Source organism: Kribbella sp. NPDC048915, assembly GCF_040649595.1.
Taxonomy (GTDB): domain Bacteria; phylum Actinomycetota; class Actinomycetes; order Propionibacteriales; family Kribbellaceae; genus Kribbella.
Genome location: NZ_JBEZFT010000003.1, coordinates 18,922 through 34,125, shown reverse-complemented (window position 1 = coordinate 34,125; position 15,204 = coordinate 18,922). Strand labels below are relative to the sequence as shown.

At 67.8% G+C, this 15,204-nt stretch carries 17 protein-coding genes; 8 read left to right on the top strand and 9 right to left on the bottom strand.

Features of this window, described 5'->3' with window-relative positions:
- Nucleotides 1-11: 11 nt before the first annotated feature.
- Nucleotides 12-896, bottom strand: a complete 885-nt coding sequence (locus AB0B82_RS02455; RefSeq protein WP_360161622.1) for an RNA polymerase sigma-70 factor — start codon at nucleotides 894-896, stop codon at nucleotides 12-14.
- Nucleotides 897-1,064: 168 nt separating this feature from the next.
- On the opposite strand from AB0B82_RS02455, the gene AB0B82_RS02450 reads away from it, so the two are divergent.
- Nucleotides 1,065-1,553: a carboxymuconolactone decarboxylase family protein gene (locus AB0B82_RS02450; RefSeq protein ID WP_360161619.1), complete on the top strand. Its 489-nt coding sequence runs from the start codon at nucleotides 1,065-1,067 to the stop codon at nucleotides 1,551-1,553.
- Here the strand turns inward: AB0B82_RS02450 and AB0B82_RS02445 are convergent.
- Together AB0B82_RS02445 and AB0B82_RS02440 are read right to left on the bottom strand one after the other, a co-directional pair.
- Nucleotides 1,550-2,077 carry a DinB family protein gene (locus tag AB0B82_RS02445; RefSeq protein WP_360161616.1) on the bottom strand — a complete coding sequence of 176 codons (528 nt, stop codon included), beginning with the start codon at nucleotides 2,075-2,077 and terminating at the stop codon, nucleotides 1,550-1,552. The two genes, AB0B82_RS02450 and AB0B82_RS02445, sit on opposite strands and share 4 nt — an antisense overlap.
- Nucleotides 2,078-2,207: 130 nt before the next feature.
- Nucleotides 2,208-2,612, bottom strand: coding sequence for a VOC family protein (locus tag AB0B82_RS02440; RefSeq protein WP_360161614.1), 405 nt, complete (start codon nucleotides 2,610-2,612; stop codon nucleotides 2,208-2,210).
- Nucleotides 2,613-2,730: 118 nt separating this feature from the next.
- Here AB0B82_RS02440 and AB0B82_RS02435 point away from each other — a divergent pair, with 118 nt between their 5' ends.
- Complete coding sequence (locus AB0B82_RS02435) at nucleotides 2,731-2,955, top strand: VOC family protein (protein ID WP_360161612.1); 225 nt, start codon at nucleotides 2,731-2,733, stop codon at nucleotides 2,953-2,955.
- A complete protein-coding gene (locus tag AB0B82_RS02430) occupies nucleotides 2,904-3,146 on the top strand; it encodes a VOC family protein (RefSeq protein ID WP_360161610.1) in 243 nt (80 codons plus the stop codon). The genes AB0B82_RS02435 and AB0B82_RS02430 overlap by 52 nt, the downstream gene beginning before the upstream one ends.
- A gap of 59 nt (nucleotides 3,147-3,205) precedes the next feature.
- On the opposite strand, the gene AB0B82_RS02425 is transcribed toward AB0B82_RS02430, so the two are convergent.
- Entirely contained in the window at nucleotides 3,206-3,580 is a 375-nt protein-coding gene (locus tag AB0B82_RS02425) for a nuclear transport factor 2 family protein (RefSeq protein WP_360161608.1), read from the bottom strand.
- Nucleotides 3,581-3,760: 180 nt separating this feature from the next.
- Between AB0B82_RS02425 and AB0B82_RS02420 the strand changes: the two genes are divergently transcribed.
- On the top strand, nucleotides 3,761-4,549 hold the full coding sequence (locus tag AB0B82_RS02420; RefSeq protein ID WP_360161606.1) for a GDSL-type esterase/lipase family protein: 789 nt from the start codon (nucleotides 3,761-3,763) through the stop codon (nucleotides 4,547-4,549).
- Between the two features lie 545 nt (nucleotides 4,550-5,094).
- Entirely contained in the window at nucleotides 5,095-6,984 is a 1,890-nt protein-coding gene (locus AB0B82_RS02415) for a heparinase II/III family protein (protein ID WP_360161604.1), read from the top strand.
- A 200-nt stretch (nucleotides 6,985-7,184) separates the two neighbouring features.
- Here the strand turns inward: AB0B82_RS02415 and AB0B82_RS02410 are convergent, their stop codons facing one another.
- The 3 genes from AB0B82_RS02410 to AB0B82_RS02400 all read right to left on the bottom strand — a co-directional run bounded on the left by AB0B82_RS02410 (nucleotide 7,185) and on the right by AB0B82_RS02400 (nucleotide 9,008).
- The gene (locus tag AB0B82_RS02410; protein ID WP_360161602.1) at nucleotides 7,185-7,766 is read right to left on the bottom strand and encodes a DUF664 domain-containing protein; all 582 of its coding nucleotides are present in this window, start codon (nucleotides 7,764-7,766) and stop codon (nucleotides 7,185-7,187) included.
- A gap of 76 nt (nucleotides 7,767-7,842) precedes the next feature.
- The gene (locus tag AB0B82_RS02405; protein ID WP_360161600.1) at nucleotides 7,843-8,403 is read right to left on the bottom strand and encodes a GNAT family N-acetyltransferase; all 561 of its coding nucleotides are present in this window, start codon (nucleotides 8,401-8,403) and stop codon (nucleotides 7,843-7,845) included.
- Between the two features lie 56 nt (nucleotides 8,404-8,459).
- A complete protein-coding gene (locus tag AB0B82_RS02400; protein ID WP_360161598.1) occupies nucleotides 8,460-9,008 on the bottom strand; it encodes a DinB family protein in 549 nt (182 codons plus the stop codon).
- A gap of 332 nt (nucleotides 9,009-9,340) precedes the next feature.
- Between AB0B82_RS02400 and AB0B82_RS02395 the strand changes: the two genes are divergently transcribed.
- The 3 genes from AB0B82_RS02395 (at nucleotide 9,341) to AB0B82_RS02385 (ending at nucleotide 13,616) form a co-directional block, all read left to right on the top strand.
- The gene (locus AB0B82_RS02395; RefSeq protein ID WP_360161596.1) at nucleotides 9,341-11,980 is read left to right on the top strand and encodes a glycosyltransferase; all 2,640 of its coding nucleotides are present in this window, start codon (nucleotides 9,341-9,343) and stop codon (nucleotides 11,978-11,980) included.
- A gap of 76 nt (nucleotides 11,981-12,056) precedes the next feature.
- Nucleotides 12,057-12,617, top strand: a complete 561-nt coding sequence (locus AB0B82_RS02390) for a hypothetical protein (protein ID WP_360161594.1) — start codon at nucleotides 12,057-12,059, stop codon at nucleotides 12,615-12,617.
- A 399-nt stretch (nucleotides 12,618-13,016) separates the two neighbouring features.
- Entirely contained in the window at nucleotides 13,017-13,616 is a 600-nt protein-coding gene (locus tag AB0B82_RS02385; protein WP_360161592.1) for a hypothetical protein, read from the top strand.
- 65 nt (nucleotides 13,617-13,681) lie between these two features.
- Here the strand turns inward: AB0B82_RS02385 and AB0B82_RS02380 are convergent, their stop codons facing one another.
- The gene (locus AB0B82_RS02380; RefSeq protein WP_360161590.1) at nucleotides 13,682-14,338 is read right to left on the bottom strand and encodes a hypothetical protein; all 657 of its coding nucleotides are present in this window, start codon (nucleotides 14,336-14,338) and stop codon (nucleotides 13,682-13,684) included.
- A gap of 40 nt (nucleotides 14,339-14,378) precedes the next feature.
- Entirely contained in the window at nucleotides 14,379-14,837 is a 459-nt protein-coding gene (locus AB0B82_RS02375; RefSeq protein WP_360161588.1) for a hypothetical protein, read from the bottom strand.
- Nucleotides 14,838-15,204 lie beyond the last annotated feature (367 nt).

Genomic DNA, 15,204 nt, shown 5'->3' with positions numbered 1-15,204 from the left:
CCAGACGTCAGCTAGCGAGTCAGCATGGTTTCTTCGGCGAGGTGGGAGAGTTTGGCCGGGTTGCGGACGGCGTACAGGCCGGCGACCTTGCCGTTCTCGACGTGCAGCACGGTCACGGTGTCGACGTCGTCGGTGAACCGCAGGACGAGCGCGGGCTGACCGTTCACCTGGATCGTCTCCATCGTGCCTTCGGCCATGCGCTCCAGGCCGAGGGCGAGCAGACGAGCGACCTTGTCGGCGCCGACGACCGGGTGCGGCAGCGCCTGGACGACACCGCCGCCGTCGCCGAGCAGCACCACGTCCGGGGCGAGGATGTCGACCAGACCTTGCAAATCGCCGGTGTTCACCGCGCGCTGGAACGCGGCCAGCGCCTCGCGGGTCTGGTCGGCCGAGACGACGCCGCGGGGGCGGCGCGCTGCGACGTGCGAGCGGGCCCGGTGCGCGATCTGGCGCACGGCTTCGGACGTCTTGTCGACGGCACCGGCGATCTCGTCGTACTCCAGGCCGAACACATCGCGGAGCACGAAAACGGCCCGTTCGGTGGGTTTCAGCGTCTCGAGGACCAGCAGCATCGCCATCGAGACGCTGTCGGCGAGTTCGACGTCGTCGGCCACGTCCGGCGCGGTGAGCAACGGCTCAGGCAGCCACGGACCGACGTACGACTCTTTGCGCCGGCCGAGTGTGCGCAGCCGTTGCAGTGCCTGACGGCTGGCGATCCGGACCAGGTACGCGCGCTGGTCCTGCACTGTGTCGAGATCGACCCCGACCCAACGCAGCCAGGTCTCCTGCAGGACGTCCTCGGCGTCCGCGGCCGAGCCGAGCAGCTCGTAGGCGACGGTGAACAGCAGGTTGCGATGGGCAACGAAGGCCTCGGTGGCCCGGTCGGTGCCGGTCATGGCTGGTCTCCTTCGTCCGCACGGATCACAACCACCAGATGCCGGCCGGCCCGATCCTGTGACATCTCCGCGGTATGGCGCTCGTCACGTCGACGGACCGTCACGGTCTGGGGGTCGCGGGCATCTCGTGTTCGTCCAGTACACCCCCCCCCACCGAGAGGACCCACGATGGAACCCCGGATCGACCTGATGCGGAACGAGTTCGGCGGCAAGCTGGCGAAGCGGCTGATGGGCGTCCACGGGCTGCTGCAACAGTCCGGCCTGCCGGAGACACTGCAGAACCTCGTGATGCTGCGGGCCAGCCAGATCAACGGCTGCGGCAACTGCATCGACATGCACGCCAAGGAGGCCGCGGCGGCCGGCGAGACCGCGACCCGGCTGTATCTGGTCGCCGGCTGGCGGCACTCGACGGTCTTCACCGAAGCGGAGCAGGCCGCGCTGGAACTCACCGAGGAGGCGACCAGGCTGTCCGAACGCCCCGGCGGCGTCTCGGACGACACTTGGGCGCGGGCCGGCAAGTACTACGACGAGAACCAGCTGATCGCCCTGGTCACGCTGATCGCGATGATCAACGCGACCAACCGGCTCGCCGTGACGCTGAACCAGCTCGGTGGCTCCTACGAGCCCGGCATGGCGGCCGCGGTCGCGAGCGCCTAGGCGGGCTGCTCGTCCAGGTCCCAGATCCGCTGCGTCGCCCAGGCGTACTCCCACGCCTGGATGTCCGGTGGCTCGATGCCGAGGCCGGTGAGGATTGCGCAGACCTGCTCGCGGTGGTGGTTGGCGTGGTTGATCGCCTGCGCGAGGAAGATGCCGACCCGGGTGCCGCGGGTGTTGTCATCGACGACGATCACCCGCTCGACGTCGATCTCCTGCGTGAGCAGGACCTCCCACAGCTCGCCGGCCTCGGCGTTCCACCGGGCGAGCGCTTCGAGATCGGCCGCCGGCTCGCTGTCGACCCAGCCGAGTGGCCTGTCGGCCGCGTCGACGATGCGGCGCAGGTAGCTCCCGTCGCAGCGGACGATGTGGTCCAACGTCGCGAGAATACCGCCGTACGTGCCGACGCCGGTGACCTCCGTCAGCTGCTCGGCGGTCAGGTCCTGGGCGCGGCAGAACTCGATCAAGCTGCCGGTCGCCCAGGTGTTGTGCCGGATGGGGTCGTAGAGAACCGCGTTTCGTCCCATCGATCCACGCTAACCGTCCGCAGTCGATGCGGCACCCGATTTGATCGGCACCCCGTGACGCCGGTACGCGGGCACCGCTGCTACGCCGCTGCCCCGGCGCGGCGGCGTACCGGTCGGGTGGTGCGCGTGGTCAGCCGGCGATGTTGACCATCCAGTTGATGCCGAACCTGTCGGTGACCATGCCGAATTCGTCGCCCCACATCTGCTTCTCGAGCGGGACCGACACCTTGCCGTCGGCGGCCAGCTTCTCCCAGTATCCGCGCAGCTCGTCGCCGTCGCCGCTGAGGCTGATCGCGATGTTCTCCCCCGGGTTGTACGCCACGCCTTCCGGGGTGTCGGCCGCCATCAGCGTGAACCCGCTCGGCGTCTCCAGTTGGCTGTGCATCAGCTTGTCGTCGTCGCCCGGACCGTGTCCCGCGTCGAACTCCTTGAACGTGCTCGAGGTCAGCTCGCCGCCGAAGACACTGCGGTAGAAGTCCATCGCGGCGCGGGCGTCACCGTCGAACTGGATGTACGGATTGAGTCGTGATGCCATCGCACGGTCCTTCCCACAAGGGTCCGGCCCGGTCGGCCGAACCTCCCTCTTCCGCACCCTAGACCCGGCCTCCGACACACCGCGACACCTCGGAACCACGGTGGCTTAGGGTCGCGGCATGATGCTGCGACATGTCACGATCGATGCCGGGAACCCGTACGAGCTCGCGCAGTTCTGGAGCGCCGTCACCGGCTGGCCGGTCGCGGGCAACGACCAATCGGGTGACGACGAGGTGCTGATCGAGGCGCCGGCGCCGGCGCCCGGGCTGCTGTACGCGGAACGGTTCGCGACGTGGGTGACGTCGAAGGCGATCGCATCGCGGTGCCCGAGGGTAAGACCGTGAAGAACCGGGTGCACTTCGACTGGGCGCCGACCGAGCGCACCCGCGATCAGGAGGTCGAGCGCATCCTGACGCTCGGCGGCACCGTCCACGAGGACCACCGGACCCCTGAAGGCCCCGGCTGGGTCACGATGAAGGACCCGGAGGGGAACGAGTTCTGCGTCGAGCGCAGCGCCGCCGAACGCGCCTCCTGACGTCTGACACCTGACACCTGGCGCCCGGGTGAGTGTCAGCCGGGGATGAGGGCCGGTGCTCAGGTGAGCGCGGTTGCCTGGGACCAGCGGATCTGCCAGCCGTCCGCCGTACGGCGGTAGCAGTCGAGATGCCACGCGCTGAGCGGCGCCGGCTCGCGGCCGTTCACGCCGACCTCGATCGCCGATCGGTACCGCAGCACGGCGAGCCCGCCGTCGACCATCACGTCGATGGCGCCGATCGGCTCGAAACGGCGGTAGTTGATGTCGCCGGACGCGATCCCGCCGAGGTACTCGGCCTTGGTCCAGGCGTGCCCGCTGGGGGTGACGATGACGAAGTCCGGCGCATGGATCGCGTCGGCCGCGTCGATCCGGCGGGCGACCAGATGCGCGAGGCGGGTACGTTCGAGCGCATCGAGTTCGGCGGATTGCGGCATGGGCCGAAAGGTACCTGGGACTTGATTCGTCGGGGATAGTGGTCGGTGGAAGGCACTGATTTTCCGTGTGGGGACACGGAACATGCAACCTTTTGCAGGGTTCGGAGCCTCTACAGGGGGAGAGAAAGTCCGAGGAGGAGTGGGGGCGTCGCAATGGTGCAGCGGGGGAGACACGAGCGGGTGTCGTTGCTCCGAAGAATCGGGGAGTCGACCGCCGCGATCGCGGTGACACTGATGGTGCTGGCGTTGCTCGGCGGCGCGATGGTCGCGCTCGAGCCACGGACGACGGCCGCGAGCAGTCCGTCGGACAGTACGTACACCCCTCCGGCCAAGGGCCCGGGGAAGTACGGCTCGGGCGCGCTCGGCCCGTGGGAGCACCTGGTTCGCCGGATCTCCACCGAGGACGAGATCCGCGACGTGCTCGCGTTCGACGGGATCTTCATGTTCGGCGACAGCATCTCCGTGCAGAACAGCGCAGGCCTCGAGCGCCTGCTGACGAACCGCACCGGTGAACCGATCGCGATGCACGACTGGTCCGGGCAGCCGACGTCCGCTGCGGTCGACGCACTCGAGGAGTGGTCGCGTCGCTACGGTCTGCCACAACGGATCGTGATGGCGGTCGGCACCAACGACATCTTCGACCCGCCCGTGTTCGCCGAGCAGGTCGAGCGCGCACTCCGGATCGCCGGGCCGAAGCGCACCGTGTACTGGGTGAACGTCTACGCCAGCCGCACCAAACAACCCCCGACCGTCCGGGACGCCGACCTCGCGAACAGCGCCTGGATCAACCAACTGCTGCAGGATGCCGCGTTCCGCCACCCGAACCTGCGAATCATCGACTGGTACGGATTCCTGACCTCCCAGCCGGATCGTCCGGCGAAGTACCTCCGCGACGGCGTCCACACCACCCAGCCCGACGGCGGCGACGCGCGCAACGAGTTGATCGCCGACGCCATCCAGCGCTGGTAAACCACCCGGCCGACCTCCGCGTGAAGCAGTACGTGGAGGCAGCGGTGAGTGGATCAACCTGCAACTCGAGCAGGCGGCAGCGCACCACCCGAACCTGCATGTCGTCCACTGGGCAGAGTTCCTCGCGGCGCGTCCTTCCCGGCTGGCGGCCGACCTGCGCGACGGTCGCCACACGACCGTGCCGACCGGGCAGGACGCCCGGATGCCCTGATCCTGCAGGCGTTGCGCGGCAGCTGAATGCCCTTTCGGGCAACCGCTGAAAGAAGTCAGAACTCCGCAGCAACCTTTCCTACCGGTCGTGGCATCTATCAGGTAAGGAAACGATCTACCTCGGGGGGACCGATGACACCACGACCGACGGGGGCCGGCCGGAACCGGACTTGAGGCCGTACGGCGAGGACTCGTCCGGCGTTTCCGGCCACACACGCTTCCGACCACGTTCGACTTCAGCAGGATCACCTGACTCTGTTCCGGGAAACGCCCTTACCCGAATTCAGGTCTAGGCCAGAATTGGCATGCCGACCGGCATGCGGGGAGGACCAACGATGCCCGCGGAACACTCGCGCACGCCCACAACCCTGCGACTCGCACTCATCCTGCTGGTGAGCGCCGCCGTACTGGGCGGCGTGCTGGTGTTCCCGCGGGGCAGTTCAGAGCCGGAGGCGGCGCCGGACCCGACCACCAGCCACACGCCGGAGCCGCCGACCGCACCGCCGGCGCCGCCCCGGCAGGACGTCTACGCCTGCCCCGGGTACAGCGGGATCAACCGCACCAACCCGGTCGCGAACCTGTACCTGGACACCTTCACCTGGGGTACGACGGCGCCGACGAAGGTCGGTGACGGCAAGGGCAACATCAACTGGCGATCGAATCCGGACAACAATCCCAGCTGGTACATGTGGCTGCACTCACTTCGTTGGCTCGGGCAAGGAATCGCCGCGGGCGGCAACGGCGACAAGGCAGCACTGCAGCGGGTCAGCACGATCGCCCTCGACTGGGTCAAGGACAACCCGTACTCGTGGAAGTCGGACATCGGCGCGTACGAGTCGACCATGCACCGCACCAACGTGCTCATCTGCCTGCGGCAGGCGGTGCTGTCGGGTCTGCACGTGACCAAGCTGCCGCGGTCGTACGCCTGGCTGGACAAGACGCTGCTCCAGCACGCGTGGTTCCTGCAGAAGAACTACAGCGGCGACTGGAACCACGGGACCGACGAGAGCCTGGCTCTGTTCGGCGTCGGCTGCACGTTGAAGCAGGAGGGTCTGAAGAAGATCGCGACCACGCGGCTGACGAGTGCGATCAAGACATCGATCGACACGCAGGGGTCGACCAACGAGCAGTCCGCCGGGTACGCGCAGTTCAACTACGCGCTCTGGGGGCGCGCGATCGACGTACTGCGCAAGTGCGGCGCCGACCCGGGGACGACGATCATCGCCCGCCGGCGCGAGCTCGCGAAGTGGCTGGCCCTCGCGACCAACTCTCTCGGCAACCTGCCACAGCTCGGCGACTCCGAAGTGGTGAAGACGGCGCCGGTGCCGGGTACGGCGCTCGAGTACGCCGGGACGCTCGGCACGCGCGGCATCCGGCCGACGCAGCGCATCGGGATCTTCGACGCCGGGTACATCTTCGGGCGCACCGGCTGGGGTGAGATGCGGGCGTTCACACAAGAGTCGACGTACAGCATCCGGTTCGGGCGGTCGCGGAAGCTGCACGGGCACGAGGACCACACGTCGGTCACGTACACGTCCCGCGGACGGGACATCCTGATCGACGGCGGGCACTCCGGCTACAAGTGGGATGAATGGCGGAGCTGGGCGAAGAGCCAGTATGCGCACAACGAGCTGACCGTCGCGTCGGCGGCGGCCGAGCACCCGGAGACCAAGCTGGTGCGGTCGGCACTGAAGGACACGTGGGAGTTCTACGAGTTGAAGGACGAGCTCGGGGCCGTCGATCGGACGCGGGGCGTGCTGGTGCTGAAGGATCCCGATCTGATGGTGGTACTCGACCGCGCCACGTCGTCACGGGCCGAGGAGTACTCGACGCTGTGGCATCTGCCGGCGGACCAGAAGGTCGTTGTTCAGGGCAAGGACCGGGCGGTGGCGGCGCGGCCGGGTGACCGGGTGAAGACGACGTTGCTGCAGCTCCCGTTCCGGCAGCAGACCACGCCGATCGAGGTGGTCAGCGGACAGTCGGATCCGGTCCAGGGCTGGCACTACGTGAAGATCGATCAGAAGCTGCTGGCGCCGGTGGTCAAGTTCAACCGGTCCGGCGCGGACGCGACCATCCTGTCCGTGATCGTGCCGTCGCGGGCGAACGCGGCGGTGTCGTACACGACGTCCTGGCAGGGGTCGCGGATGATCGTGAACCTGACCGTCGACGGGACGACGACGGTGATCGGCGTCGGTTCGGACGGGACGATGCAGCGGATCAAGTAGGCGACGCGGACCTCCAGGAATGCAGAAGTGCCGTTTCGGGGCCTATTTGGGCCAGTTTTGGCGGGTTCTGCATTGCTGGAGGTACAGATCTGCGGTCTCCGCGGGACGTTGGGTCCGCGTGAAGGTGCGTCGCCGCACGGGATGCGTGGGCCGCGCGGGGTGCGGGCCCGCGCGGGGTGCGGGTCCGCGTGGGGGTCGGCTCAGGGCTTCGGGCCGATGGGGCGCCAGTCTCGGGGCGGGTCCTCGCCGACGCGGCCGTCGACCGTCTCGCGGATCAGGTCCGCGTGGCCGGTGTGGCGGCCGTACTCCTCGATCAGGTCGCACACCAGCCGGCGCAGGCTCGGGTGCTCCCCGTTCGGCCAACTGATGTGGGCCGGCTGGTCGAGCCCGCCGTCCGCGATCGCCGCCGTCAGCGTCTCACGAGAGCGCGCGACAGCGCCGTCCCACAGCTCGTACAGCTCAGCCGGAGAGTTGTCGGCGGCCGAGTTGAACTCCCAGTCGTTGTCGTCCCGCCAGCCGTTGCCGATCCACGGCCCACCCATCGGCTTGCCGCGGAACTTCACGTCGAACAGGTAGTCCTCGTTCGCCGCGAGGTGCTTCAGCAACCCGCCGAGCGTGATCGACGACGCCCCGATCCTGGTGTTCAGCCCGTCGGCGTCGAGCCCGTCCACCTTCCACCGGAACGTGATCCGCAACCGGTCCAGCGCCCCGATCAGGTGCTCGGCCTCGTTTCCCGCCAACGGCGGCTCCCACCACGGCGACACCCAGCTTTCGTCAGTCATGCCAGCACCGTAGCCCCGGTTCCGGACGCTCTACTTCCGGATAAGCCAGCGACAGGCACGGTAGAGCAGGTAGGTCTCACAGGGCGCGGCGGACGATGACGTTGCGTTTGGCCGTGGTGCGCGCTTCGGCGTACGGCGTGAAGCCCGCGCCGAGGAACGTACTGAGCACACCGCGTCCCGGATCGCCGGGCATCGACTTCACCGGGTACGCCTCGACGATGCGAGCGCCCGAATCGCGCGCGTAGTCAACGGCCGCGTCAATCATCGGCGTGGTGAGGCCCCGCCGGCGGTAGCCGCTCTTCACGAAGAGGCAGTTGATCGCCCAGATCGTCTCATCGTCGGGGTCGTCGATCGGAAGGGCCCGCGAGTGGACGATCGCGTAGTACTCCGTCCGCGGCGCGATCGCGCACCAGAGCGCCGGCCGCTCGTCGACGTACCCGATCAGGCCGACCGGACTGCCCGCGCGGACGAGTGCCTCCAATGCCGCGCGATTCTCGGCGTTCCCGTTCGTCGCGACCTGCGCGGACGGCAGCCGGCGCGCCATGCACCAGCACCCGCGCGTCCCACCACTGGGCCCGAACAGCTCGACCAGGTCGTCCCACCGCTCCTGGTCAACCGCCCGAGCCACCAGCTCCATGCGCGCATTGAACCACGCGCTGTTTCAGCCGCACCGCGTTTCAGCCCCGCGCGGGTTCAGCCGCGCCGGAGATAGAGGTCGCGCAGCAGGTAGATTTCGGCGCCGTGGTGGGCGATCTCGATGTTCGAGTAGAGCACGAGCCGCGCCATCGGCAGGTCGGCGAACTGCGGCGGCGCTGCCGGTCCCTGCGGCTGGGCGAATCCGTCGACACCGAGGCGCCGTACGCCGTCCAACCAGCACGCGTAGACCTCGTCGAGCTGTTGAAGCGCTTCAGTCGCGGTACCGGCGTACTCGAAGGTCTCGAGACTCGTCGGCGGCCCGCCGAACCGCTTCGCATTCGACTGCGCGAACCCCGAGCTCAGATGCCCGATCCGCCACGCGATCGTGGTGACCGGTTCCGGCCCGTCGGTCTCGCCGTAGTCCCAGGTGAACTCCCCCGACCCGAACGACCACTGCGCCCGGCTCTCCCCTCGCCGGCTGACCGTCCAGCATCCCTCGACCGGCTCCCAGAAGTACTCGTCGTCGGTCAATCCCACCAGCCGAGGCCGAAGCCGACTCCGCCAGTGCTCGTCGATCTGCTCAACAACCTCGACACCCCAGTCCATAACTGACCCTATTCCGCCGCCAGGGTCGCCCCGGATTCAGCTGAAGCGGTTCAAACGCTTGAGTGGGTTGCGGATGACAAAAGCTGCAATTTGGTCTCGGCGCGCAACTATCCAGGCCCCTCGCGGCATCTATCAACCGAAGAGGTCTAGGCCTGTATTTCCGACGGGAGAACGGGCAAGCGTGGGGGGACACTATCGTGGATAGAAACACAGACACCCCGGCTTCGCGAGACGGACTGCCGGCGCGGCTCGATGCGCCGGTACGACTACTCGTTGGGCCGGCCAACTTCGCGGGGCAGGGCACCCGGTGGGCGCGGGCACTCGAAGGTCGCATGCCCACCACCAAGGCAACGTCCTTCGCGTTCTTCAAAGGAGTCCTCGACTACCCCGTCGACTACGGCGTCCCGGCGCGCACGTACCGCCGGAACCCCAGATGGCGGATGAATTTCTACAACCACGTCATCGGCAACTACACGCACGTACTCCTCGAGGCAGGCCGCCCGATCTTCGGCCCGCTCTACGGTCCGGACGGGTCCTTCGAGATCCCGCCGCTGCTGATGAAGGGCCTCCAGGTCGCATTGATCGCGCACGGTTCCGACGTCCGTATCCCGAGCCGGCACGCCGAGACCGAGCCGTGGTCGCCGTTCCCCGATCTCGAGGACGAGGCGGTCGAGTTGCTCGAACGCAACGCCACCCGCGCCGTCGACCTCTTCACGTCGTACCCGGGCCAGGTGTACGTCTCTACGCCCGACCTCCTCGACTACGTGCCGAACGCCACGTGGTGCCCGGTGATCGTGGACGTCGACGCCTGGCGCAGCGACGCCCCGGTCCTCGAGCACAGGCTGCCGGTCGTCGCGCACGCGCCGAGCAAGTCGGCGATGAAGGGCTCGGGGCTGATCGACCCGATCATGGAGGATCTGGCACGACGCGGCCTGATCACGTACCGGCGCGTCGAGGGTGTCGACCCGGCGGACATGCCGGCCGTGTACCGGGACGCCGATATCGTCCTCGACCAGTTCCGTATCGGCAGCTACGGCGTCGCGGCCTGCGAGGCCATGGCGGCCGGTCGGATCGTCGTCGGTCACATCGCCCAACAGGTGCGCGACCGCGTCACCGCCGAGACGGGCCTCGAACTCCCGATCGTCGACGCGACGCCGGACTCCGTCGAGCAGGTCGTCCTCGACCTCATCGCGCACCCGGAACGCAGTCGCGAGCTCGCCGCCCGCGGGCCCGCCTTCGTCGAACAGGTCCACGACGGCCGCTGGTCGGCCGAGACGCTGGCGCCGTTCGTCGAGCAGCCGAGCGCGGTGCCGACGACCTGGAAGCCGTCCTGGATTCGCCCGAAGGTCGTGATGATGGCCGGCAACGACATCGTCTCCGACGCCCGCGTCCTCAAGTACGCCCAAACCGTGGCGAACTGGGACCTCGACGTCACCTGCATCGGCATCCCCGGACGTCGGCTCAGAGGTGTCCGCCATTACGGCAAGGTGCAGGTGCTGTGCCCGCCGATCCCGTCGAAGGCCCTGCTGACCGGCTGGCGCAAGCGACTCGCGAACGTGCGGACGAATCTCCGCCCGTGGTTCGCGACCGAGGCCGAGTATCTGCTCGCCTACAGCCGCTGGCAGTACGCGAGCCGTGAACTCCGCGGCGAGCGCGGCCGTGACCATCGAGACCGCGGACGCGCCGGCCAGGAAAACGTTTTACGCCGCTCCCCCGCGGACCGGTTGCGCCGCGCGATCCGTTGGCGCGTCCTACGGCTGCACCGCTCGATACTTCAGGCCCGCGCGTACTTCCTGCGGCGTTCCCACCCGGTCGACCTGACCGATCTCGGCACCGGAAAACGACGCGAACGCCTGCTCGCCCTCCATCGCCGCCTGCCGACCGGGCGCTGGCGCCGGGTGATGCCCGAAGTCATGGACCAGGAACTCACCCTCGGCCCGCTGCTCGATCGCATGCTGATCGAGGTCATCCACGTCCACGACGTGTTCATGCTCGGCATCGCGGCGCGGGCAGCCCATCGGGCAGCACTCGACGGCCGGACCATCAAGATCGTTTACGACGCCCACGAGTACATCCCCGGCGTACCGGTGGTGCCTCCACGGCGCGTCGCGGCGTACGCCGACCTCGAACGCGAGTTCATCCGCGACGTCGACCGGGTCATCACGGTGTCGGAGCCGCTCGCGCAATGGCTGTACCGCGACCACAAACTGGCCGCCGTACCCGACGTCGTCCTGAATGCACCGGTCGAACCGCCCGCGGATGCCGAGGTCAAGGGCCTGCGCGAACTGCTGCGCCTGCGCGAGGACGTACCGCTGCTCGTGTACGGCGGTGGCGTCAATCGCGCTCGCGGTGTCGCAACGATCGTCGAGGCGTTGCCGCAACTCTCCGAGGTACATCTCGCGATCGTCGCGCGGGCGAACTCGGTCACCGCCGAATTGCTGGCCCGCGCGGCAGAGCTCGGTGTGAGCGATCGGGTACACCTGGCGCCGTTCGTGGACGCGGAAGTCGTGCCGCTGTATTTGCGGTCGGCAAGCATCGGCGTCAGTCCGTTGCTGCACGCCCCTAATCACGACATCGCGGTGACGAACAAGTTCTGCGAGTACATCGCCGCCGGCCTGCCGATCATCACCAGTGACACTCCAGCACAGGCCGACCTGGTGACCGAGCTCGACCTGGGCGCGGTCTATCCGGCCGGTGACGTCGACGCGTTCGCCCAAGCCGTGTGGAATGTCCTTTCCGATCGGGACCGCATCGCCAAGCGGATCGCCAACGACCCCCACCTCCAGCACCGCTTCTCCTGGACCGCTCAGGCCGAGGTCCTCCGCTCCGTCTACGCCGGCCTGATCGGCCCGCTCCCCGAAGGCGCCTGGGCTCCCGACGCCACCACCATCCGCAAACTCCTCCCCGCCCCGGCCGAACCGCCGGAAACGAAGTGGCACGCGTATCGAGCTGCCTCGAAAGCCTCCGGATGACGGCCTGCGGCTGGTACACCTCGCAGCCGGGAGCGGCAGCTGAAAGTGGTTGCCGCCACCCGGCATGATGTGTCGGGTGACTCCTGCTCTTGTGTTGTCCGGACCGCCGGGCGTGGGGAAGACCTCGGTCGGCTGGCGCGTCTTCGACCGTTGCATCGACCTCGACCTCGCAGCCGGATTCGCGGATCTCGACCTGCTCGGAGCCGCCTGGCCCGCGCCTGGCGACGACCCACACCAGTCACGCCTGAAGGCAACGAACCTGGCCGCGGTGTGGTCGAACTACGTCCGGGCAGGCAGCCGACGGCTCATCGTCGCCGGGGTCGTCGAGGACGCGGCCGAGCGGAATCAACTCGAAGACGCCACGGGCGTAGCGGTGGTGATCTGCCGCCTGTCGGCTCCGGACGCTGACCTCGCCCAACGCATCCGCGACCGCGCCCGCGAGACCGGCGACAACCTCGACAAGCTCATCCACCGAGCCGCCGAACTCTCCGGGCAACTGGCCGCATCCGACATCAGCGACTACACCGTCAACACCACGAACCGCACGATCGACGAGGTCGCGGACGACGTCCTCGAACGCTGGCAGACCATGGCCTCGTTCGGCGACCTCAGCGAATCGGCCAGAGAACCCCGATGAGGTGGTCGTCCGGCTCGAGATTCCACTCCGGGCTGGTGTGGTAGACCCACCGCGGCTCACCGTCGAAGCGCAGGCCCTCGCTCGGCGTACCGGCTGAAGCGCTTCAACACCGCCCTACCCGCGCTGAGATGGATGTCGTCGCGGTACAGCACCGAGAGCATTACGCTCAGGCCTCGACGGATCCCACAGTCCTCGAGTTCGCAGTACCGCCTGCGCCCGGATTCGGAGAGGCATCACGTCGGTCATCACAACTGTCGACCGCTCAGCCACATAGCCGAGCTGTCAGCACCCTGACCACCGGCCAACCGCTTCAACCGGCTCAGGCGCTTCAACCTCCGGTCAACCGCCTCGGCCGCCCCAAGAGCTTCAAGCGGGCCGATGGGCGGCTATCTTCACCTCATGGAGGACGTCGAGCAGTATTCAGATGCGGCGCGCGAGCAGTACCTGCGTTCGGTGGATGAGTTGATCTCCGCGCTCCGATCACACGCCGAGCTGACCGTCGAGCGCATCGGTCGCGAACGAGAACTGATGCCGTACTTCGCCTCGGCCGCGGCGCTCGAACAGGCCGCCGCGGCGTACAACGACGCCGAACTGGGCTGGTGCGGCTCGATCCCGCTGCACCTCCTCGACGACGAACTCGAAGACGGCCTGGACGACGACCTCGATGATGATGGCGTCGAGGACTCAGCAGGTGCGATCCTGTCCGGCTTCATCCGCTGGGACTTCACGATCACCGATGAGGCCGCCGTACTCGCCGCCGGTCGCGACGCCCACCACCGCGCCTGGCCGCACAACACCGACGAAGACGCCACCCTCGCCGTACCCACCGCCGACCGCGCCGCCGCCGAACTCATCCACCTCGACGGCTGGACCTCCCTCGACGACACCCCCGGTCTCGAACGCCGCGGCGAATTCTGGACCTTCGTCCAGCACAACGCCGACGCCGACACCGAAGACCTCACCGACCCCTTCGCCTTCCTCCGCGCCCAAACCGAATGACCTGCTACTCCTGCGCCTGCACGGCGACACCACCTTGTGAGCCGGCACCACGCCAGCCGTCTGGATTACGGCTTCGGGGGTATCACTAGATTCGCGTCCAACGTCTGCGAGTAGCGCCGGCCGCCCTGCTCGTAGACGAACTCGACGCCCTGCACCATCAGCGGGCGCGCCGTCGTCGCGATCCGGACATGCAGATAGACGATCTTCTCGTCCGGCAAAGTCGCGCCCGGGAGCAGCGCATGCCCGCGCACCTCGGTCGACGGCTTCCGCGACGGATCATCCGCAGCGAGGCCGCCGCTCGAATCCCACGACAGCGGAATGCCGGTGACAAAGACGTCCTTCTCGAACAGCCTTGCCTCGACGAAGCTGATTCCCTCGGGCACCGTCCCAGGACGCACCTCCTCCAGCGTCACCTTCTCCGACGAGCGATTGGTGATCCCTGGCGCGAAGAACCAAACATCGTCCCCCACCTGAGCAGTCGGGACGCCGATCTCGTACGACCCTTCGGACGCCCCAAACGCATCCCCGACACGGACATCACTCGGATCAGAGGCCCGCAGCATCAGCCCCACACCGGAGCAAGCCGCAACCGCAATCGCCGCGGCGGCGAGTCCTCGGCCGACGTACCTTCTGCCCATGTACCGCCCCGTTCTCCAGCAAGTCGGCATCACCAGCGCCCATCCGCCGTACACCACCGTCAGCAGGCGCGAGAGCGAAGCCACGACTCTCGTCCACCTTCGACGTACGCCTGCCGCTTCAGGCTCACCTCAGCGCTGGCATCGGCCTTGGCCAAGGCGGATCGTATCGGCTCACGTAGGCCCGTGCGCGTTCTGTTGGATCCTCCCAGTACTGATGCGGTTGCCGGTGCACATGCTTCTCACAGAACTCCCGAAGGTCACTCGTGATCGTCTCGACTTCACGCACCGGAAGACCTTCGAAGTCGCTGTTGACCTGCAGAAGCTCTGACTCAGGGTTCCAGCCCGACGCATCGAACGCCCACGTGCCGTACCTCGCGTACACATGAAGCGGATGCTCGAAATCACCCAGGTACAGCGCCGCCAAGGCGATCCCCTGGTCGGGATAGAAGTCCCGGCATGTCCAGGCCAGCACGTGGCATGCCCCGCTCGAGAAGAACGCCTGATCCGTCCGCTCCCAGGAAACTCGCTGATCCGACCGCTCAATCGCAGTCCGCCGAAACACCCCAGAAGCCGTCACCGCCATGGAGCGATGCTATCGACACGGGCGGGTCTGCGGCTCAAGCGAAACCAATGGCCACCGAGCCGCCGCTCGGGTTGGCTGACGCCATGCGTCGGCACTCGAACTGTTCGGGACGGGCGACTGGGCACCGTGGTGCGACCACCCCCTCGCGCAACTCGCCGTACCGGGTCGGCACCGACGATCAACGACCACCGGCAGGGCACGTAGAGCGCTCGACCGCTGCCGATCTCGCCCTTGTTGGGCGTCCGGGAGTCGCGCGGAAGATGCTGTCATGGGGAGGAGCCTTCTGACGTTTGCGGTCGACAGCGGTGGGCGGAGCCACACCGAGATGTGAGGGCGTGTCGTCTGATCTTGTGGACGATGCAAGGCT

Excerpts from the sequence above, each read along its gene's own strand:
- AB0B82_RS02410 (WP_360161602.1), bottom strand. The coding sequence starts at position 7,766 with ATGACTGACGAAAGCTGGGTGTCGCCGTGGTGGGAGCCGCCGTTGGCG.
- AB0B82_RS02440 (WP_360161614.1), bottom strand. The coding sequence starts at position 2,612 with ATGGCATCACGACTCAATCCGTACATCCAGTTCGACGGTGACGCCCGC.
- AB0B82_RS02400 (WP_360161598.1), bottom strand. The coding sequence starts at position 9,008 with ATGGACTGGGGTGTCGAGGTTGTTGAGCAGATCGACGAGCACTGGCGG.
- AB0B82_RS02385 (WP_360161592.1), top strand. The coding sequence starts at position 13,017 with ATGGAGGACGTCGAGCAGTATTCAGATGCGGCGCGCGAGCAGTACCTG.
- AB0B82_RS02375 (WP_360161588.1), bottom strand. The coding sequence starts at position 14,837 with ATGGCGGTGACGGCTTCTGGGGTGTTTCGGCGGACTGCGATTGAGCGG.
- AB0B82_RS02455 (WP_360161622.1), bottom strand. The coding sequence starts at position 896 with ATGACCGGCACCGACCGGGCCACCGAGGCCTTCGTTGCCCATCGCAAC.
- AB0B82_RS02405 (WP_360161600.1), bottom strand. The coding sequence starts at position 8,403 with ATGGAGCTGGTGGCTCGGGCGGTTGACCAGGAGCGGTGGGACGACCTG.
- AB0B82_RS02425 (WP_360161608.1), bottom strand. The coding sequence starts at position 3,580 with ATGCCGCAATCCGCCGAACTCGATGCGCTCGAACGTACCCGCCTCGCG.
- AB0B82_RS02450 (WP_360161619.1), top strand. The coding sequence starts at position 1,065 with ATGGAACCCCGGATCGACCTGATGCGGAACGAGTTCGGCGGCAAGCTG.
- AB0B82_RS02395 (WP_360161596.1), top strand. The coding sequence starts at position 9,341 with ATGCCCACCACCAAGGCAACGTCCTTCGCGTTCTTCAAAGGAGTCCTC.
- AB0B82_RS02415 (WP_360161604.1), top strand. The coding sequence starts at position 5,095 with ATGCCCGCGGAACACTCGCGCACGCCCACAACCCTGCGACTCGCACTC.
- AB0B82_RS02445 (WP_360161616.1), bottom strand. The coding sequence starts at position 2,077 with ATGGGACGAAACGCGGTTCTCTACGACCCCATCCGGCACAACACCTGG.
- AB0B82_RS02435 (WP_360161612.1), top strand. The coding sequence starts at position 2,731 with ATGATGCTGCGACATGTCACGATCGATGCCGGGAACCCGTACGAGCTC.